20 protein-coding genes are annotated in these 20799 nt (G+C 34.9%); 17 read left to right on the plus strand and 3 right to left on the minus strand.

Going from position 1 to position 20799, the window contains the following annotated elements:
- Positions 1–90: 90 nt before the first annotated feature.
- Both IEX29_RS13150 and IEX29_RS26740 read left to right on the plus strand, forming a co-directional pair.
- Complete coding sequence (locus IEX29_RS13150) at positions 91–900, plus strand: FAD/NAD(P)-binding protein (protein ID WP_229720213.1); 810 nt, start codon at positions 91–93, stop codon at positions 898–900.
- Positions 901–906: 6 nt separating this feature from the next.
- Positions 907–1251 (plus strand): hypothetical protein, encoded by a 345-nt coding sequence (locus tag IEX29_RS26740; RefSeq protein ID WP_229720214.1) that lies wholly within the window; start codon positions 907–909, stop codon positions 1249–1251.
- 591 nt (positions 1252–1842) lie between these two features.
- Here the strand turns inward: IEX29_RS26740 and IEX29_RS13155 are convergent.
- Complete coding sequence (locus tag IEX29_RS13155; RefSeq protein WP_188734848.1) at positions 1843–3018, minus strand: ROK family transcriptional regulator; 1176 nt, start codon at positions 3016–3018, stop codon at positions 1843–1845.
- Between the two features lie 326 nt (positions 3019–3344).
- Between IEX29_RS13155 and IEX29_RS13160 the strand changes: the two genes are divergently transcribed.
- The 12 genes from IEX29_RS13160 to IEX29_RS13215 all read left to right on the plus strand — a co-directional run bounded on the left by IEX29_RS13160 (position 3345) and on the right by IEX29_RS13215 (position 16489).
- Positions 3345–4079 carry a glucosamine-6-phosphate deaminase gene (locus IEX29_RS13160; protein ID WP_188734849.1) on the plus strand — a complete coding sequence of 245 codons (735 nt, stop codon included), beginning with the start codon at positions 3345–3347 and terminating at the stop codon, positions 4077–4079.
- A 41-nt stretch (positions 4080–4120) separates the two neighbouring features.
- A complete protein-coding gene (locus IEX29_RS13165) occupies positions 4121–5086 on the plus strand; it encodes an ROK family glucokinase (RefSeq protein ID WP_188734850.1) in 966 nt (321 codons plus the stop codon).
- Between the two features lie 33 nt (positions 5087–5119).
- Positions 5120–6565 carry a M81 family metallopeptidase gene (locus IEX29_RS13170; RefSeq protein WP_188734851.1) on the plus strand — a complete coding sequence of 482 codons (1446 nt, stop codon included), beginning with the start codon at positions 5120–5122 and terminating at the stop codon, positions 6563–6565.
- A 15-nt stretch (positions 6566–6580) separates the two neighbouring features.
- On the plus strand, positions 6581–7423 hold the full coding sequence (locus IEX29_RS13175) for a sugar phosphate isomerase/epimerase family protein (RefSeq protein WP_188734852.1): 843 nt from the start codon (positions 6581–6583) through the stop codon (positions 7421–7423).
- A 56-nt stretch (positions 7424–7479) separates the two neighbouring features.
- Positions 7480–8583, plus strand: a complete 1104-nt coding sequence (locus IEX29_RS13180; protein WP_188734853.1) for a Gfo/Idh/MocA family protein — start codon at positions 7480–7482, stop codon at positions 8581–8583.
- 30 nt (positions 8584–8613) lie between these two features.
- Entirely contained in the window at positions 8614–9900 is a 1287-nt protein-coding gene (locus IEX29_RS13185; RefSeq protein WP_229720215.1) for an ABC transporter substrate-binding protein, read from the plus strand.
- Between the two features lie 114 nt (positions 9901–10014).
- Positions 10015–10956 (plus strand): carbohydrate ABC transporter permease, encoded by a 942-nt coding sequence (locus tag IEX29_RS13190; protein WP_188734854.1) that lies wholly within the window; start codon positions 10015–10017, stop codon positions 10954–10956.
- A complete protein-coding gene (locus IEX29_RS13195) occupies positions 10957–11775 on the plus strand; it encodes a carbohydrate ABC transporter permease (protein WP_188734855.1) in 819 nt (272 codons plus the stop codon).
- Between the two features lie 44 nt (positions 11776–11819).
- Complete coding sequence (locus IEX29_RS13200; RefSeq protein WP_188734856.1) at positions 11820–12908, plus strand: Gfo/Idh/MocA family protein; 1089 nt, start codon at positions 11820–11822, stop codon at positions 12906–12908.
- Between the two features lie 1009 nt (positions 12909–13917).
- Positions 13918–14586: a response regulator transcription factor gene (locus IEX29_RS13205; RefSeq protein ID WP_188734857.1), complete on the plus strand. Its 669-nt coding sequence runs from the start codon at positions 13918–13920 to the stop codon at positions 14584–14586.
- Positions 14583–15950, plus strand: a complete 1368-nt coding sequence (locus tag IEX29_RS13210) for a sensor histidine kinase (RefSeq protein ID WP_188734858.1) — start codon at positions 14583–14585, stop codon at positions 15948–15950. Before IEX29_RS13205 ends, IEX29_RS13210 begins: the two co-directional genes overlap by 4 nt.
- 44 nt (positions 15951–15994) lie before the next feature.
- On the plus strand, positions 15995–16489 hold the full coding sequence (locus tag IEX29_RS13215) for an NUDIX hydrolase (RefSeq protein ID WP_188734859.1): 495 nt from the start codon (positions 15995–15997) through the stop codon (positions 16487–16489).
- 81 nt (positions 16490–16570) lie between these two features.
- On the opposite strand, the gene IEX29_RS13220 is transcribed toward IEX29_RS13215, so the two are convergent.
- Positions 16571–17641: a DUF4179 domain-containing protein gene (locus IEX29_RS13220; protein WP_188734860.1), complete on the minus strand. Its 1071-nt coding sequence runs from the start codon at positions 17639–17641 to the stop codon at positions 16571–16573.
- Positions 17625–18167, minus strand: a complete 543-nt coding sequence (locus IEX29_RS13225) for a sigma-70 family RNA polymerase sigma factor (RefSeq protein WP_229720216.1) — start codon at positions 18165–18167, stop codon at positions 17625–17627. The genes IEX29_RS13220 and IEX29_RS13225 overlap by 17 nt, the downstream gene beginning before the upstream one ends.
- Positions 18168–18362: 195 nt before the next feature.
- On the opposite strand from IEX29_RS13225, the gene IEX29_RS13230 reads away from it, so the two are divergent.
- Genes IEX29_RS13230 through IEX29_RS13240 form a run of 3 tightly spaced genes read left to right on the plus strand, consistent with a single transcriptional unit; the run spans position 18363 to position 20710 of the window.
- Positions 18363–19274, plus strand: a complete 912-nt coding sequence (locus IEX29_RS13230) for an ABC transporter ATP-binding protein (RefSeq protein WP_188734862.1) — start codon at positions 18363–18365, stop codon at positions 19272–19274.
- Entirely contained in the window at positions 19271–19981 is a 711-nt protein-coding gene (locus tag IEX29_RS13235) for an ABC transporter permease (RefSeq protein ID WP_188734863.1), read from the plus strand. The genes IEX29_RS13230 and IEX29_RS13235 overlap by 4 nt, the downstream gene beginning before the upstream one ends.
- Positions 19982–20710: an ABC transporter permease gene (locus IEX29_RS13240; RefSeq protein ID WP_188734864.1), complete on the plus strand. Its 729-nt coding sequence runs from the start codon at positions 19982–19984 to the stop codon at positions 20708–20710.
- Positions 20711–20799: the final 89 nt, after the last annotated feature.

The following is a 20799-nucleotide window of genomic DNA, read 5'->3' on the forward strand; positions in this document are numbered from 1 at the left end:
ATAAAGTATGTATAACATACTAAAAAATTTTAATTATTAAACCGTAATGATTACGTTTTGGTGAGCGTGAAAAGGAAGAGAGGGACATGTATGTATAAATGGATAGTAATTGGTGGAGGAATTCAAGGGAGCTGCGTAGCTTCCCGTCTGCTTGAGGAGAAAAAAGCAGAAAGAAAAGATTTATTAATTATCGATTCTCATAAACAGCCACTGGAAAGATGGAGGGCAGTTACAGGCAAAATTGAAATGGAATATTTGCGTTCCCCTTTAGTTCATCATTTACACACCGATCCATACAGTTTAAAAAAATATTCTTCCGTAAACAATTATGCCTCGGGATTTAAAGGACGGTATCAGCGGCCGCGTTTAGATATGTTTAATCAGCACAGCCTGGATTTACTGGAAGAAACAGGTGTGATGGAATGTTGGCTGCAGGGAGAGGTGAATGGGCTTAAATGGACAGAACAGGGATGGGAAGTTTGTACTAAGGATGGACGTTGTTTCTTTAGTGAACGGGTGGTGCTTGCTATGGGTGTTAACCATACACCGCATTATCCATCATGGGCTGAGAAGTATAGAGATAATAAAGCATTAGTGCATGTATTTGAAATGGATAGCAGGCTCCCTGATACAGGAGATGTAATTGTTATTGGCGGCGGCATGACTGCAGCACATCTTGCTTATGCACTTACTCAAAAAGAATCCATTCATTCAGTTACCCTGGTCAAACGGCATCCGTTACGTATTCATCATTTTGACAGCGACCCTGGCTGGCTTGGACCTAAATATTTGAATAAGTACCACAAGCTGACCAGCTATAAAGAAAGACGGGAAACCATACAAAAAGCAAGGAACCGTGGTTCTATCACCAGAGATTTATATTTAAAACTATTGAAGTAGGAGAGATTGGGCAGGCTGGATATTCATACAGGCTGTATTCAGGAAATAAGAGAAGATACTGATGGGAAAATGCTGCTTTTTACGGAAAATGAAGAGAAGCTAAAAGGAAGCTCTATCATGCTGGCAACGGGGCCTGCTATTGCAATGCCCGGGAAGGAATGGTTAGATCCAGTAATAAAGCAAATGAATTTGCCTTGTGCGCCCTGTGGTTTTCCAATTGTTCCTAAATCACTGGAATGGAAAAATGGCCTCTTTGTAGCAGGTGCATTAGCTGAACTGGAGATTGGACCGGTGTCGAGGAATATTGCTGGTGCGCGAAAGGCTGCGGAGCGGATTTTGCGTTATGGTTAGGAAGAAAGAATAAAAATATTAAATCCGTCCCCGAACCCGTTATCGATTAATCGCATGATGACATTTTTTATATGTGTATATGTAACTTAGACTTGATTTTTAATTATATTATATATGGTGAGATGCAAACCTACGCACTCCTGCAGAGTGCGTAGAAATGTTATATCTCTATATCGAGCCCAAATTTCCTCTTCCCTTTTTGGACAACGGTGAACAAATTGTAATCCACACACCTATATAAGCACGAGCAACGCACACTCCACCTCACATACAATAAGGATTCAAAACCAGAAAACTACTAAATTAAATTTATGTTCGCTTGGTTATAACAATTAAAAATGAATTTTTTCCAATATAAATCTATAAAGATTCCCATCCTAAAATAAATAGGATAGAGAAATTCTTTTAATTATATCAAAATCAGATAATTCTACTTTATCATAAATAAGTATAATTGATAAACAAACTTCAAACCTATCCCTTTTTAATAAAACTAGGCTATCAAATGATAAAGCTAAAGCATATACCATCTAAATTTGGTAGAGGAGTTTAACCTCGCAGTTGTAAATTAAACAATTAACATACCAATAATTAAAAATCAAAATTATTGATATCGTCATTTGTAAATCTTAAAAATTCATTTAAAACGATAGCGCTAGCTCCAATAATCCCATTGTTTCTTGTCTCACTTGGTTTTACTATTTTATAGGAGGTTTTTAATGCAGACCAAGCATAAGTTTGAGCTAAATTTTCTATCCCATCTGATAATTGAGGGTATTTCCAGATCATTGGACCTGTAAGAAGTACTGCTTCTGGATTGTAGATACAGCTAATATTAGCTATTGTCAGGGCTAAGTATTTTCTGGCTTGCTCTATAAGGCGTTTTGCCCACAATTCTTCTCTATCGTATGCTTGGAATATTTCATTAATGGGCATTTGAGCCTTTTTTTCTAAGTCGGAAGAACAAAAGAATGTTTGTAAACAACCTAATCTCCCGCAATCACAAAGTGCTCCATCAGGATCAATAGTTATGTGGCCTATTTCCCCTAACATATTATGATGACCTCTTAAGATCTCTCCGTTCATCATAACAGCACCACCAACACCACTACCTACATATATGCAGGCAGAATTATCATACTGAGTCATATTCCCAAATAAACTCTCGGCTAATAAAGCAGTGCGTACGTCGGTATCAATATAAACAATATAATCCAATCTAGCCTCTATATATGATTTAACTTTTACGTCTTTCCAATGAAATTGAGGTACAACAAGAACTTCTCCCTTTGGCCATGTTATTAGTCCAGGTAACCCAATACCAATAGCTAAAATTTTTTCCTTTATTTCAGGCTGAAATTTAGTCATTAATAATTTAATATTTTTAATGATAATATCCATTACTGTATTAGGGTTTTGATTAGCGTTTAGATTTATCTGCAACGAGCTTAATATAGTTCCATTCAATGCTACTAAAGCTATATTTGTATATTCTAAATCAATTTCAACAGCAATAATATATGCTCCTTTAGAGTTAATAGTTAATAATTTTGCCCTTCTACCAGCATCGCCAACTGTGTTTCCAATTTCTAAAATAAGTTCATCGTCTATTAACTCGTTAATGATCTTCCCAACTGTTGTATTACTCATTTTTGTTATTTTTGCAAGTTGTGTTCTAGAAATATTCTTATGTTTTTGGATTAAACTTAGCAGTAGAAAATAATGATATTTTCTGATTCGTTTTTGGTCATATTTTAAGTTGAACAATTTCTTCTCCCCTTTTCTAATAACGTTGAACTTTCATATTTTAATGGAATACCCCATTAAAAACACCATGATAATTTAATACCTTTTGTTAGTAAAAATTTAGATTTTAGATTATTTACTTCTTCAAATAAAGTATTGCATTGTTAAACACAAAATGCTAATATGTGAATAACCTAAATTTAACCTAGTTTAATTTAAAAAGCAAATAAATGGTTTATTAATACAAAAAAGGTTAATTCTCAATTTTGAAAGCGTTTTATTATAAACTTAGGTTAATTTAAAGGGATTAGTATTTGTTATTTAAAAAAATATAGGAGGAAAACATTGTGGATATAATTAAAGTAAAGAATTATCAAGAATTATCTAAAGAAGCTTGTAAAGTAATTATCAGTACAATTAACAATAAGAATGGTGCTGTAATAAATACTACAACAGGTGCCAGCTATGACGGAACTTTTGAATTATTAGTAGAAGCAATAAATAACGGGGAAGTAAATATTGAAGAATCTATATTTACAAACCTAGATGAATATGTGGCTGACCGTAAAAAAGCATTTACTGTTTATACTTACATGCAAGAGAAATTTTATAATCTTATTCAAAGTAAACCGAAATTTATTGGATTACTAGACGGAAGTGTTAGTGATGTTCAGGAAGAATTAAAACGTTATCGAGAGATACTTGATAATAATCCGAGAGATTTACAAATTGTGGGCTTGGGTGTGAATGCTCATTTAGCTGCGAATGAACCTGGTACTTCTTTTAATTCTCGATTGTTTCTTGCAGATAGTGATCAATCAACTATAAATAGCACGATAGGTTACCATAACTTAAGCCCGGAAGAGGCACCAACTCAAATGTTGACAATGGGCTTAGCAGACATTATGGAAGCAAAGCATATATTAGTTGCTTCTGCCGGAAAAAGAAAAGCTCAAGCTGTTAAAGATACATTAGAAGGATCTATTTCTGAAAATACGCCTGCTTCTATTTTACGAGCACATCCTAATGTAACATTTATAATGGACGAGGATGCTGCTTCAATGTTAGAGGGTGAATATTAGAGTATAAACAATTGATAAGGTAGAAGAGGGATGTCTTACAGATGAAGAAGATGATTGGAATTGATATTGGTGGTACTTCTATCAAAATTGGACTAATCAATAATAAAGGTTCAATTATGAAAAAATGGGAAATTAAAACTAATAGAGAAATAAATGGAAGATATATTATAGATGATATTTGGAATTCTATTGAATTAAACTTGTCAAATGAATTAACAACAAATGAGATTTTAGGACTTGGCGTCGGCGCTCCTGGATTTGTTGATAAAAAAACGGGTCTTGTTTATGAAGCGGTAAATCTCGGATGGAAAAATTACCCTATTGGGAAGCGTTTAAAGGAGATTTCAAATTTACCTGTATTTATAGAAAATGATGCTAATTTAGCTGCACTAGGTGAAAACTGGATAGGTGCAGGGAAACAGGCTGAGTTTTTGATAGCAATTACATTGGGGACTGGCGTGGGTAGTGGAGTTATAGTAAATGGATCCATTTTAAGTGGTGCAAATGGTACAGCTGCAGAGATTGGACATATTATTTATGACAGTAATGGAGTATTGTGTAATTGCGGTAGAGTAGGTTGTTTAGATACTATTGTTTCTGCTAGAGGTATAGTAAATCAACTACTTGATAAGAAAGAAGGGAATGGTTCTGGAAGTATATGGAGAAATTTAGTTTGTAAGGAGCATATTACAGCCAAAGATGTTTTTGAGTACGCTAGTAAAGGTGATAAGGATTGTCAGGAAGTAATAACCAAGACTACTGATATTCTTGGAAAAGCTCTTTCAGATGTCGCAACCATTATTAATCCTTCTAAAATATTAATTGGAGGAGGAGTTTCTAAAGCTGGTAGCCAATTGTTAGATCCCGTGATAAAAGCATTTCAAAAGTATAGTTTGCATCGCATTAATGAAGCGTGTGAGATTAAAATTGCAGAGTTAGGTAATGATGCTGGAATAATTGGAGCAGCATTTTTAGTGAAAGAAAATTTTACTGAACTATCAAGGTAAAATGATAAATAATTAGAGGAGGCGAATAATTATATGAAAGTTGTTGTTGGATGTTTTTACCATGAAACAAATACTTTTAATCCATTTCCAACGGAAATAGAAGATTTTGTGTTGGTAGAGGGAAAAGAAATGTTAAGTCGTTTCGGGTCAACTGATGTGTTTTTAGAAAATGATATTACAATTATACCGAGTATTTATGCAACTGCATTGTCATCTGGTGAAGTGCAAAAAGAAGCATACCGTTTTTTTGCAAATAAAATCATTAGCACTATAAGGAATGAAAACGGAGTAGATGGAATATGGCTTCACCTACACGGTTCTATGGTAGTAAACGAGATTGGTTCAGGTGAATTAGCATTAATGAAAGAAATTAGAGAGCTAGTAGGAGGAGATATACCGATCGCTTTAACATTAGATATACATGCAAATTTACCTTTAAATTTCCATAAATATGTGAATATTGTTCGGAATTATAGAACTGTCCCGCATGAAGACCAATTGGAAGTAGAAAAAATAAGCGCACAAGCATTAGTAAACGCACTGAAAAGTAATACGAAAATTAGCCCATCCTTTATTAGGTTACCTATGATGATTTGTGGTGAGAAAGCTTTAGGATCAAAAGAGCCTTTAAAATCTATTTTTGAAAAACTTAATGAAATGGAAAGTCGAAAGGGTATTTCTCAAGCAAATTATTTTATTTGTCATGCTTGGAGTGATACAGAAAATACTACATCATCTGTGATGGTAATACCGGAATCAGAAGTATATAAAGATTTAGCAGATGAAGTAGCTGAAGAATTAGCAACTTATGTCTTTAATAAGCGTCAAGAATTTACTTTTGATGCTATTGCGGTAGAGCCAAAAGAGGCTGTAGAGATTGCTGTAGACTCTGAAAGTCAACCAGTTTTCATTTCGGATTCAGGTGACAATACGACTGCGGGTGCAATTGGAATGAACACGGAATTATTGGAAATTATTCTGAATACGGATTTGAAAAATAAGAAAGTTGTTGTTGCAGCAATTTATGATACTACATCATTTGATAAATTAAATGAGAAAAATGTTGGTGAAGAAGTAGAAGTAGAGGTTGGAACAAACTTAGATAAATATAGTAAGTCAATCATAGTGAAAGGCGTATTGAAAAGTAAAGGTGATTTATTAGGATATTTAAATGCAACAGAAGATAAAGTAGGAGCTGTCTGTACTATCTCTGTGAAAAATGTAGATATTGTAATTGCTAATAAAGGTAATTCATTCATTACGATTGGACATTTTACTAGAGCGGGTCTAAACATAGAAGATTACGATATTGTTGTTGTAAAACAAGGTTATCTATTTCCAGAATTAAGCAAGCTTTCAAAGTTGGATATACTTGCGCTATCAGCTGGGGCAACATATCAAATTCTTGAAAAAATATATTATGAAAATCGGCAAAAACCTTTATTTCCAATGGAGAAGGAAACAAAACTATTAATATAAGAAAGAGGTGTGAAAATGCTGAAAGGTCTTACAAAATACGGTATTGGGAATATAGGGAGTTTGGAAAACCAAGTTAATTTAGCGTCGAAATATGGGTTTCACGTTGTGGATACTGACGGAGATGCGTTAAGAGAATTAATTAATACAAAAGGTAAAAAAGAAGCTAAGAGTTTTCTCGATGAATCAGGTATAAAAATTGGTGCAATTCAACTTCCTGTGAATTGGAAAGAAACAGATGAATTATTTTATGAAGAATTACCAGAATTATTAGAAGATGCAAAACTTGCCAAAGAGTTTGATATAAGGGTGTTTAACACTTTTTTTCTTCCATCTACAGAAGAAGACAGTTTGAATCATTTAATTAATCTAACAAACAGAATGCGAGTATGCTGCCGTTTAATAAAGGACTTTAATTGTAAGATTGCCCTTGAATTTGTAGGACCGTATCATTTAAGAAATAGGTTTTCAAATGAATTCATATATGATTTGAATACAACAATAAAATGGATAAGCATGATTGGCGAAGAAAATATAGGTGTGTTATTAGATAGTATCCACTGGTTTACTACAGAAGGTACAAAAGAAGATATCTTAGCATTAAAACCAGAGCAGATTGCTCATGTGCATATTAATGATGCACCGGATATACCATTAAAGGACATATTAGATAATGGAAGACTCTACCCGGGCGAAGGTGTTATAGATTTAGAAGGATTTCTAAGCTCATTAAAAACAATCGGATATAATGGATCGATTACACAAGAAGTGTTGACGAAAGAAGAGACAGAAGAGACAAGTGAAGTGTTAATTAAAAAGTCAAGTGAATTAATAAATGAACTATTAGATAAAATTGAGTGAGTGGAATAAGAATGGAATGATTCGATTGCAAAGTATATAAGTTAGGAGTTAGTTCAATGACAAAAAACAATATTAAAATAGGAATTATAGGGTGTGGAAATATCGCACACCAAAAACATCTTCCATCCTTAAAGAAATTAGGAGAACAGGTTTCCTTAATTGACTTTTGTGATGAATTAGAAGAAAGGGCTTTAGAGGCTGGTAATGAATATGGAAGTTCTGGGTTCGAAGTTTACACAGATTACAGAGAATTATTAATAAATGAATCAATTGATGTGGTACATGTTTTAACTCCGAATATATCTCATGCTGAAATATCTGTAGCAGCACTAGAAGCTGGAAAACATGTAATGTGTGAAAAACCAATGGCGATAAATTCAATAGAAGCCAAAAAAATGGTTGATACATCTGAACGAACAGGAAAGAAATTAACAATTGGATACCAACATAGATTCAGAAAAGACTCTCAATTTTTAAAAGAAGCTATTAAGAATAATGAATTAGGAGATATTTATCACGCAAAGTCACATGCTGTAAGACGTCGTGGAGTACCGACCTGGGGAGTTTTCTTGGATAAAAATAAACAAGGAGGTGGGGCATTAATTGATATCGGTACTCATGCCTTAGACTTAACTTTATGGTTAATGGATAATTATGAACCTGAATTAGTTGATGGAGCAGTTTACCGTAAGTTAACTGAAAAATCAGATGGGAATATGTTTGGAAAATGGGATATCGGTAATTTTTCAAGTGATTTAGAGGATTCAGCGTTTGGATATATTAAAATGAAAAATGGTGCAACTATATTTCTCGAAGCTGCGTGGGCCTTAAATGTAATAAACCCAAAAGAAAGCCAAGTTACACTTTGCGGAACTGAAGCCGGAGCAGAAATGTTTGGAGATCCGGATGATAATGAAGGATATGTAGTATTAAACACTTCAAAGTATGACAGATTAATTGATTCAAATACGAAGACAGATAATTTAATTAAGCCATTAAAATGGAAAGAAGATTTAGGGTATTTAGAAGCTAAAAATTGGATAAATGCTATTGAAAATGATACTGATCCAATGGTTTTACCGCAACAAGCATATAATGTAACACGTATATTAGAAGCGATTTATCTTTCGGCAGAAACTAAAAACTCTGTAAAAATATAAGTAAATTATTTATCTATTGGAGGTATTATTGTGAAAAAAAACTATAAAAAGCTAATAGTATTTTTAGGATTATTTCTCTTAATGATAGTTACTGCCGCATGCGGAAACTCGGACAATAACAATGCTGAGGATGAAAAAGATGGTGAAAGAAAAATAGAAATTCTTAGTTGGTGGACTGCAGGTGGAGAAGCTGATGCATTGAATACTGTATTAGATGGCTTTCATGATGAATATCCGGATATTATTGTTGAAAATGCTGCAGTTGCAGGTGGTGGAGGCTCTAACTCTCAAGCAGTTTTATCCTCACGGCTACAAGGCGGAGATCCACCGGCAATTTTTCAAGCACAAGGTGGAAAGGATTTACTTAGATGGTTAGATGCAGGGTACTTACAAGACATGGATGGTATTTTTGCCGAAAACAATTGGGATGAAGTCTTTCCTAGTGAAATTATCGATATGAATAAACAAGATGAGCATGTTTATGGTTTGCCAATGAACATCCATAAAAATAATGTAATTTGGTATGATAAAAAGCTTTTTGATGAATTAAACTTGAAAGCCCCCGAAACTTTTGATGAATTAATTGAAGTTAGTGAGAAATTAAAAGATGAAGGAGTTACTCCAATAGCTTTAGGAGATAAGAACCCAAGGTGGACTACTTTATGGTTTGATGTATTATTACTAGAAGAATTGGGTGCTGATAAATATGCCCAGTTATGGAATGGCGAAATTGATTTTGATAGTAAAGAAGTGGTAAATGCGGCAGAAAAGCTAAAAACTATTTTAGGTTACATTAATGATAACCATAGTGCGTTAGACTGGCAAGATGCGGGAGATCTGATTATTGATGGAGAAGCAGCTATGCAGCTCATGGGTGATTGGGAATCAGGATATTTTGAAACAAAAGGATGGGAACCAAATGAAGATTATGGATGGGTTGCTGCTCCTGGAACTCAAGAATATTTCAATGTTGTTAATGATTCAATGGGATTCCCTGAAGGTGTGAAAGACGAAGAATCTGCAAAAAAACTTATATCATACATGGGTTCAAAAGAAGCACAAGAAGATTTTAATAAATTAAAAGGTTCTATTCCAGCTCGAACAGATGTGGATACTTCCGATTTTAGCGTATACAGCCAAGATGCTGCCGAGGATTTTAAAAATTTAAAAATTACTATTAGTTTGGCGGGAGGTTCTGCTACGCCCGCCGGGTTCCTTTCAAAAGTTGACGATGCAATTAATGCTTTTGTTACACAACAAGATGTAGATAATTTTATTAATACATTAGTGGATGCTCAATCTTTACTATCTGAATAGTGTTATAAAATAAAATATTGTCCCTAATTTTAGGTGAGTTCAAGTCTAAAATTAGGGATGTTAACTTAATTGTCTACAAAATGTTATCTTCAAAAAGTTAAGGGTGAATAAATTATGCCAACGAATCAAGTTAGAAAGAAAAAATCAGCAAGGAAATTTCTAAAGGGAAATAATATTTCTTTTATTGTAGTTTTACCTTCTATTTTCATTATTTCTATATTTGTATATGTATTTATTGGTTGGACGGGATATGTTTCCTTAAGTAATTGGAATAGCTTAGCACCAGATTTATCATTTGTAGGTTTGGAAAATTTCAAACAACTTTTCACATCATTTAGATTCCAATCAGATATTAGAAATATGATATTCTTCTCCTTGTTATTTATTTTTGGAGTTGTTGGTCTAGGGTTGTTTTTAGCTGTTTTACTTGAACAAAATATTAAAGGGAAATGGCTATTTAGAAATATTTTCTTATTCCCAATGGCAATGTCTTTTGTAGTTACGGGTGTTGCTTGGCGTTGGATATTGAATCCAGAGTCTGGGGTGAACTTATTTCTGCAAAAATTCGGCTTTTCACCAGGGTGGTATACGGATACAACTATTGTACCTGGATGGAAGGTATTTGACATAGAATTTGGATTGCCTATCGGGCTTATTGCAGTATTAATCGCGGCAATTTGGCAAATGACTGGTTTTTCACTTGCAATGTATTTAGCAGGGTTAGCTGGTATTCCAGAGGAGATAAAAGAAGCGGCTTATATGGATGGTGCAAATAAATTTCAAGCATTCTTTAGAGTTATTCTTCCACAGTTAAAACCAATTACTTTTGGAGTAATTTTATTAATGTTACAAGTTTCATTGAAAATATTTGATTTGGTATACACAATGACTGGATCAGGACCGAACTTTGTGACCGACATGCCTGCGATTTATATGTATGAGACTACCTTTAAAGGTAATTTCTATGCTGAAGGTGCAAGTATCGCAATTATTATGTTAATGATGATTATGATATTTGTAATTCCATATATTATGAGACAGAAGGAGGAACATTAAATGCCAAAGTTACTATCAAAAAGTATAATTTATTTTATATTAATTTTTTTTAGTTTAATCTTTTTAATGCCTTTTTACGTATTATTCGTAACAAGCTTTAAATCATTTGAAGAAGTTTCCTTCTTAACCATGTGGAATTTACCTTCATCAATTAATTTTTCAAGCTTTAGTCATGCATTAAATCAACTTTTACCTAACTTATGGAACAGTATCAAGATGGCAGTACCCTCGACTATTATTTCTTGTTTATTAGGTTCAATAAATGGTTATGCACTTTCAAAGTGGAGATTTAAAGGTTCGGAATGGATATTTACATTTATTCTATTAGGTATGTTTATTCCATTTCAAAGTATATTAATTCCTTTGATTCGTGTAATAGATACAATTGGACTGTATAATACTATCCCGGGATTAATATTAGTACATGTCATTTACGGTTTACCGATTACAACTTTAATGTTTAGAAACTTTTACGTAACAATTCCACAATCTATGATTGAATCAGCACAAGTAGATGGCGCCGGATTCTTTAAAATATATCGGAGTATGATTGTTCCCCTTTCAATCACTGGTTTTGTAGTAGTAGGAATATGGCAATTTACAAACATTTGGAACGAATTTTTATTTGCGATTGTCATTACTGGGCATTCACAGCATCCTGTTATGGTCGCACTCCAGAATTTAGCAGGAAGCCAAGTCGTAGAATGGAACGTACAAATGGCGGGAGCAATTTTAGCTGCTATACCTACATTGATTGTGTATTTATTTGCAGGTAGATATTTTATAAAGGGTTTACTAGCAGGGTCTGTTAAAGGATAAAATGGGTAATTTGCAACGTATATAAGAGAAATGGGGATAAAGTGATGACACGAAAAGTAAAAATAGGTATTATTGGCGCTGGACAAATTGCCAAAAGTCACGCGAAGGCTTATTTAGATATGGAAGATGTTGAGATAATTGGAGTAGCCGATATTAACCTTAATAAAGCAGAGCAGTTTATCAATGAATTGAATATAAAGACTGCCAGTGCCTTTCAAGAATACGAAGACTTGCTATTACTTGCTATTGACGCTGTCAGTGTATGTACGCCCAACTTTGCACATTTTCAAACAAGTGTTGATGCACTAATAGCAAAAAAACATGTAATAGTTGAGAAACCTTTAGCTGTTACTTTAGACCAAGGTATTGAAATGATAAAAGTAGCAAAAGCCAATGAAAAAATTTTGTCAGTTGGCTACCAACCTCGTTATGATCCTAATATGAAAAAGGTTTCAGAAATAATTAATTCAGGCAAATTAGGTGATATTTATTATGTTGAAATTGGTGGTGGAAGACGTCGTGGAATGCCTGGAGGAACATTTATTAACAAAAGCTCAGCTGGAGTAGGGGCACTTGGTGATATTGGAACTTATTCAATTGATTTAGCATTAAATGCCTTAGGTAATCCTAGGCCTCTAACAGTTAGTGCTTATACTACAAATCATTTTGGGACTAATCCCAAATATCATCCTGAGTCTGATAATTTTGAAGTAGAAGATTTTGGTGTTGCGATGGTTCGTTTAGAAAGAAATATAACCATGTATATTAAAATAGCGTGGGCAATGCATATGGATACACTTGGACCGGCTATATTTTTAGGTAAGAATGCTGGTTTAAAAATAACTCCTGCTGGAGATGGTCCTTGGAGTGGTGTATGGGATGGTGGAATAGGAGCGATGAGTTTGTTTTATGATAAATCTACTAATGAACATGTAGAAGAAAAATTACCAATTGTTAAGCATTCTTTAGATATTTTTAGTGAGAAAATAAAAGATTTTGTAAATGCTGTAAAATATAACAAGCCAGCTCCTATACCTGGGGAAGACATAATATTAAATCAAGCAATTATTGATGCGATAATAAGATCATCAGAATCAGGTAAAGAAATAGAGGTAGAATTACCAGAGTTTTAATGAATAATATTGTTTTTGTATTGAATTAAGTATAATAGTTATCTTGCAAGGAAGTGTAGGAAAAGATCATATACATTTATTGATATCAAGCCCGCCAAGTATGTTTTTAAGTAAAACAAATGCTCAAAAGGAAGAACATTAAGACTAATCCAGCTAGAATTACCAGATCTATAAAAAGAAAAATTGAGCACAACTTTTATGGGCAAGAGGAGATTTTGTGTAATAGTTGGAACAATAACAGAGGAAAGTATAAGGAAATTTATTAAAGAAAAGTTAAAATTAAAAGTTTGCCTTCTTAACAAGTGAGCAGATGAACTGTCTGAAGAAGAATTTGCCAACGTTCAAGAATAATTAAATTAAAGCTTCCCAACGTAGATTGTACTTTACATGTTATCAATCTATTTATAGGAACGTATTTTAGTTGCGTGCAACCGTGGATTATTGGGAAAGCTGCATTTTGTTTGTCAGCCATTGATTTCGGTGAGAAGCCAAAATATACAATAAAAAATCAGTTGTTTTATATGAAAAATTTTTTCGCACCCATAATAGGGTGCGAAACCCCGGTTACTATTAGCAACCTGCTATAAGTTTTCAATCCGCGCACCTATCTACATAAGTAGGAATATCACACACTCTGCACTATACAATAAAGTTTCAAAATCAAAAACGCTTACCTATTTCTTATTGAAAATATTTCATACATTTTCTGTAGGAAAACTTTCTAAATGCTTATAAATAAAACGTGCTAATTTCCTTAGTGATTTTTGTTTACTTAGGGTTAGCATATAATTAAGAATGAAAATCTTTGAATAATATAAAAGAAGGGTCGAATGATGTTTAAATTTTGTTTAAAAATAGAGCCAGTTTATTCATTTCACTGATTGTATTGCTATGATTGTCTATATAGAGATGATTCCTTTTGGATGTATTTAAAGCAGGTAATAGAATAGGAGAAATATTAAAGACTCAGAGTTATAAATAAAAAGTCAATTGATTATGAGGTGAAAAAATGGTACATATCCTGTACATTGAAGACGAAGAAGAAATCGGACAATGGGTAACAGAAGATTTAATAGGGAGAGGCCATAATGTGACCTGGCTAACATCCGGAAACCAATTAGAACAACATATAAACAATATAGACCTTGCTATTTTAGATATTATGCTGCCGGGACTTGACGGTTTCTCAATCGGTAAACGAATAAAAAAAGCGAATCAGGATACACCAATTGTAATGTTATCGGCACGCTCTGCAGTGGAGGACAAGCTGGAAGGGTTAAGCTTTGCGGATGATTATGTTACAAAACCATTCCATCCTGATGAATTGGCAGCACGTGTGGATGCCTTGCTCCGCCGTTTTCAAAAGGGAGAAGAAAGCATGGAGGTCGGGCATCTTCAAATAGATACGAAATCGTCGATTATTATCAATAAACATACTCGAGAAGAGATTTTACTTACTGGAAAGCAATATCAACTGTTTCAATATTTCCTTCGTCACCTGAATCAAATTTTAACAAAAGAACAACTTTATGAAGGCGTATGGGGTGAGCGGTTTATGGAAGGAGATAAGACGTTGATGGTGCATATCCGCTATTTGCGTGAAAAAATTGAAGAAAATCCAGCAAAACCAACGATTATTGAGACAATTCGCGGGATTGGCTATCGGGTGAAAAAATGAAGAGGTTTTTAAAATCTTTATTAGCGAAATATATATTGATTATCCTCATTGCCCTTTTTTTACTACAAGCAGCTTATATCACAATTATTCTTGTTTTCTTTAATTTTGTAGAGGATACAGATTCACCAGAAGATGGTCAACATTCATTTGCAGAAATAGAAGAAAAATGGCATCAAGAAGCCAGTAAAGTAGTATCGGAAGACGATGTGATTCGATTATTTGAGAAGTGGCAAGTGATTTACCCGAAAGCATCTATGTTTTGGGTGAATGGCGACGATGTTTTAGAAGTACAAAGTAACCTTCAGGAAAACTTACCAGAAGAATGGAATGCAGCTTTCACCGCACAATTTTTAAAAAGTCAATATGATAATGATCCATTTACTGTCGTTGCTTTTGCAGGGGAAAGTGATGAAGATGGTTTTATTGTCTTTCAACTGGAACGGGATGTGATGAAGCCCCAAGGACAGCGTCTTTTTGATCAGTATAGCTGGGCTATTATCACGCTCACGATAGGTGTTGTGTTTATATTTATTTTTCTTTCCCTGTGGTTTTTCAGAGGAATCCGTAAGCGTCTGGTCCACCTGCAGGAAGCCATGGAAATCCGGGATACGGATGGATTGCCGATCCTTATTGAAGAGAAGAAACAGGATGAAATTGGTGATTTAGAAAAATCTTTTAATCAAATGGTACAGGAATTAAGAGAAAGCAGGGAGCGCGAACAGGAGGAAGAGCAGCTTCGTAAAGAGCTGATTGCCAATTTATCACATGATTTACGTACACCTTTAACTAAAATAAACGCACAGGCTTATACATTGCAGAAAATGAATTTGCCAATAGAAGCAAAGCGTTCTCTTAAGCTGACATCCACATCTATTGAAGACGTGGATAGGTTAATCGAAAATCTAATGTCTTATACGTTGCTTATGGCGAGTAAATATAAGAAAGAATTAAAAGAAATAGATATGGCACGGTTTATCCGTCAATATTTGGCAACCTGGTATCCGGTTTTTGAGAGGGAAGGATATGACGTTGAAGTTGAAATAGAACCTTTTGAACAAAATACGTGGGAAATTGACCCATTATGGTTCAGCCGGATTTTAGATAATCTCTTGCAAAATGTCCTGCGTCATGCAGCAGACGGCAAATATATCGCTGTGCGCACAGAGGCAACGGGGCACTACGATGCTATTGTTATTGCTGACAAAGGGAGAGGCATGCAGGTGGATACAGAGCAAAAAGGAGCGGGAATCGGTCTTTCCATTGTTGATATGATGGTAAAGGGAATGGATCTAGATTGGGATATTGATTCGACAGAAAAAGGAACAACGATAAAGATTATAAGGGTGAAAAGAGCGGGTGATTAGTCTTTTAAATTTCATTTAAAAAAATTACGGAAGGGAAGGTGTTGATGACCAGTATTTACGCATATTGGGGAAATGGAAAAGTAAAATTGACTTGGATGCAGGATAAAGAGTTGCCAGCAAGTGAGCTTATAACAAGTGTACACGGTTTATGTTTCAAAAACGATAAGCTGCTACTAGTAAATTTAAATGATAGAGGCTGGGATATACCCGGGGGACATATCGAAAAAGGAGAGGCACCTGAAGCTTGTTTTAAACGTGAGGCATATGAAGAAGGCTATATTAAGGGGAATTGTTCTCTCTTAGGATATATCGAAGTAAATCATACTGAAAATATCGAATGGAATTCGGAGGGACCTTATCCGAAAATCGGTTATCAGGTGTTTTACTATATGGAAGTGCAGCAAGTTTATGAGTTTAAGGGTGCTTATGAATCGGGAGAAAGAATCTGGATAGATCCGGAGGAAGTAAAAAGATATAATAAAAATTGGAATGAGCTGCATCAAAATATTTTAGATAAAGCGACACAAACAATAGAATAGTAAAAAGCAGTGAAATCCAAAGTAGGAGGTCACTGCTTTTTACTGTTTAAAGGATTTAGAGATGTTCCTGATTATAATAGTCTATTTTGGTATTTCAATTATAACAGGTTCAAATTCAACATCTTCAAAAGAATCTTCTTTTTCTATTTTAATCTCTTCTCCGTTTTTATCAAACTCCGCGCCTTTATATAAGTAAGGAATAATTGTCAGCTCCTTAACGTTAGAATCAATTGGATCAAACAGTTCAATATTTTTAAATCCCGGATTATTATCAAAAAACCAGCTTTTCCCACTTCCGGAAAAGGAGGTAATTTCATTGCCGTCCTGATCAAACAAATTTATTCCAATACGACCTACCCGGTTAAGACCAAAATTTGTTTTTTCATCAAGGCTTTCATAGGATATGCTGACGCCTAGTTCGCTGAGAGATAGATCAGTAATAGTAAAGTTAATTCCATCAGCACTTTGGGAATGTTGGACAGGGGTGGTTTGAATGTTTTTCATTTTTTCTACAGGAGCTGAAAAATTCCATGTTTCTTCCTTCTCTCCTTTTAAAATTACTCCCAGTTCAAATTTATCCGGCATTTCTTCTGTTACGCTTATTTCCTGAACTGCTGTCCGGGTTGTTGCTGATTGACTCGATTCCATATACATTAAGGAACCCATATTTGGTGATTTTCCATTAATGGTAAACTCCATACCAGTACTAGTATAATTCTCTTCAAGCGGTTTTTCTGAATCAATGATATAACTAATGCTAATATTATTCTGATCATACAAGACTTCATCGAGTGTAACAGATATTCCGTTAACGGTCTGAGTTTCTCCAATTTGGCTGGTTAATCCCTGCTTATGAGCTTTTTCGAGGTTAGCCAAATTTGAGCTTTCAAATACAGAACCGATAATAGGAATCTGAGACAGGCTGCTTGCCAGGGCTGGAGAATAGTATGATGAACCAATCAATATGACAAAAATAACTGCAACACTGCCAAAAGCATAGAATATTTTTCGTTTAATCTTGTTTCTTCGATGCTGCTGAGGGTTCACTGACTCTTTACTGCGTTGTTCTTCTGCTTGTTTCATCCCTGTTTGAATAGCTGAACGTACTTGCTCTTTAGGAAAGGGACCAAATTGTTTATGTCGATTGTTCATTTAACTTATAACTCCTTTCTATTTCGGTTTTTAATTTCTTCTTTGCTCTGCGTAAATATGTTTTTATTGTTCCGGCAGGCTTCTCCATAATTTCCGCAATATCCTGAATTGACAGGTCATGGTAATAAAATAAGATAATAGAAGTCTGATAGGTTGCTTTCAGTTTGGATAATGCTTCACTCAGATGAAATGATTCTATTTCTTTCTCTTGATTACTCTCTAATCGAATGAATAATTCATTTTCTTCATAAGGAATAATTTGTTTCCGTTCTTTTAAAAGCAGGTAACACTCACGTATCAGGATTCGGAATAGCCATGTTGAAAAATATTCCGGATTTCGTAATTGACCAATTGCTAGAAACGCTTTATAGGATGTTTCCTGAATAGCGTCCAAAGCATCCTGTTTATTGTTAACGTAAAAGAGTGCTTTGTAATACAGCATTTGCTCTTCCAGAAAGAGCAGTTCTTCAAAAGCCGCAGTATCTCCATTAATAGCTTTTTTCACGGTATGTATATGGTGCTTCACTGTATAATTCCTCCTCTCATTCATTAGAGTCATTTAGGGATATAAAAAGTTTCACATTCTATATTTTCTTGAAATATTTTTGTTTTTTTATTCATGTCTTGTCTTATAGTGCGCAGCTTTTTAAACAAATTTTAAACAAAGTCCATACTTCATTTTAACCTTGCACCTCTATCCTTGAAAGTAGAGGTGATAAGGATGGAATATATCGTGGAAACGAAGCATTTAACAAAAAAATTTGGAAAAGAAGAAGCAGTATCAAATTTGGAAATGAAGATACCTAAAGGAGAAATATATGGATTTCTTGGTCCAAATGGAGCTGGAAAAACAACAACTATCCGTATGTTATTAGGATTAATGCGGCCAACTTCAGGTTCTGTTCAATTATTTGGCAAAGATATGAAGAATAATCGGATAGATATTTTGAAAAATATCGGATCGCTGGTAGAAAATCCTTCCTACTATCCACATTTAACTGCCAAGGAAAATTTAGAAGCAAGCAGAAAAATTCTCAATGTACCAAAAAAGAGAATCGATGAAGTGCTTCAGCAGGTTCGCCTGCATGGGGTTGCCAATAAAAAAGTAAAAGGATTTTCGCTTGGAATGAAGCAGCGGCTCGGGATTGCTGCTGCCATGCTGCACCAGCCGGAACTGTTGATTTTGGATGAGCCTACAAACGGGCTGGATCCTTCCGGCATTATTGAAATGCGTCAGCTGATTCAAAGTCTGCCGGAAGAGTATGGCATGACGGTGCTGATATCCAGTCATTTACTGTCTGAGATTGATCAGATGGCTACCAGAGTAGGTGTTGTATCTAAGGGGAAAATGATCTTTCAGGATTCGATCGAGACCATGCGAAAATTTGCCCAAGCTTCTATCCAGGTGAAGGTGAATGATAATGAAGCAGCGTGGCGCTCTCTGCTTGCTAATGGACAAAAAGCGGATTTAGAGAAAGAAAGTGTGACCCTGCAGGCGGAAGATGATGGGCAGGTAGCAGCTTCCATTCGCTATCTTGTCCAGCAGGGCTTCTCTATTTATCGGGTACAGGAGGAAAAACGATCTCTGGAGAATATTTTCTTAGAGATGACAAAGGAGGAGCAGTCAGGATGATCCTTTCACTGGTGAAGGCGGATTTTTTAAAGATAAAGCGTAAAGGAATGTGGCTGTTATGCCTGATTGGTCCTTTTGGTGTTGTTGCATTGCAGATGGTTAATTACGGGGTGCGAAAGGATTATTTATTCGAGCAGATGGATGATCGCTGGCTCTATTATATTTTGAATATCAATACATTTACGCCGCTTGCAATTGTCTTAGGGATTGTGATTTTAACATCCTTTATGGCGAGTATTGAAGACGAAACAAACGCCTGGAAACAGTTAGTTGCTTTACCAGTTTCCAAACGGGCGGTGTATTTATCTAAATTTACAGTAGTCAGCTGTATCGTATTTTTATCCTCTGTACTTTTATTCCTTTTTATGTTCGGCTATGGATTGACATTGGGTATGGGAGAAGATATCCCGTATTTGCGATTAATGGAGTATAGTTTCTTGCCTTTCTTTGCTGCGCTTCCAGTGTTGGGATTGCAGCTTTGGGTAGCTACTGTCAGTAAGAATCAGGCTATTCCCGTCACATTAGGAGTGGTAGGAGTGATTCTAGCATACTCTGCTTCCCTGTTACCCGACTGGGTGATTTGGAAATGGCCGTCATTATCTAATGAGTGGGGACATTCATATATAAATGCCTTATTAGGAATCGGCTTTGGAGTATTCGTGTACTTGCTGGGAATGATTGATTTTAAAAGAAGGGATGTTAAATAAATGGTTTCAGTGATAAATTCTGAGTGGTATAAGCTGCGAAAATCAAAAGTAATATTCCTTCTATTTGTAGCACCACTAATTGGATTATTTATAGGATTATCCGGTTCGTTTAACGCAATAGGAGCAATGAACGAGTGGTATGAAAAGCTTGTGGTGATGAATTCTACTTATGCTATCTTATTCCTGCCATTGATTTCAGGTGTCTTAGCCAGTGTGATTTGCAGGTACGAGCATCAGGAAGGAGGCTGGAAACAACTGCTGGCGCTGCCGGTAACAAGAGGGAAGGTCTTTCTTTCTAAATACTTGTTACTGATTCTGCTAATGCTTGCTATGCAGCTAATGTATCTGGTTTCTATTTATTTAGTGGGTATGATAGAAGGAATTACAGATCCTTTTCCAATGGATATAGTTTGGAAGTCTATTTTCGGAGGCTGGGTGGCAACATTGCCATTAATTGCTTTGCAGTTATGGGTTTCCATTGCATTTAAAAGCTTTGCAGCTCCATTTGCGATTAATGTTATTTTTACATTACCGACGATTTTAGTCATTAATTCGGAGCGGTTTGGACCATATTATCCTTGGGGACAGCCATTTTTAATGATGAATATTGGCGGAAGTACAGAGGATGTCTTTTTTGTACCCTGGGATCAAATACTAACCGTTGTTGGCGGCAGTTTTCTATTGTTTTTTATTGGGGGTTATCTGTACTTTCTGAAAAAAGCTATTTGATAGAGAAAGATTTAATAATCGCATTTAAAAAAGGAATGACACTCACGCTGTTATTCCTTTTTTCGCTATAATAAAAGGAAAAGACATAC

Origin of the sequence: Oceanobacillus neutriphilus (genome assembly GCF_014645515.1) — a bacterium.
GTDB classification, from domain to species: domain Bacteria; phylum Bacillota; class Bacilli; order Bacillales; family Amphibacillaceae; genus Oceanobacillus; species Oceanobacillus neutriphilus.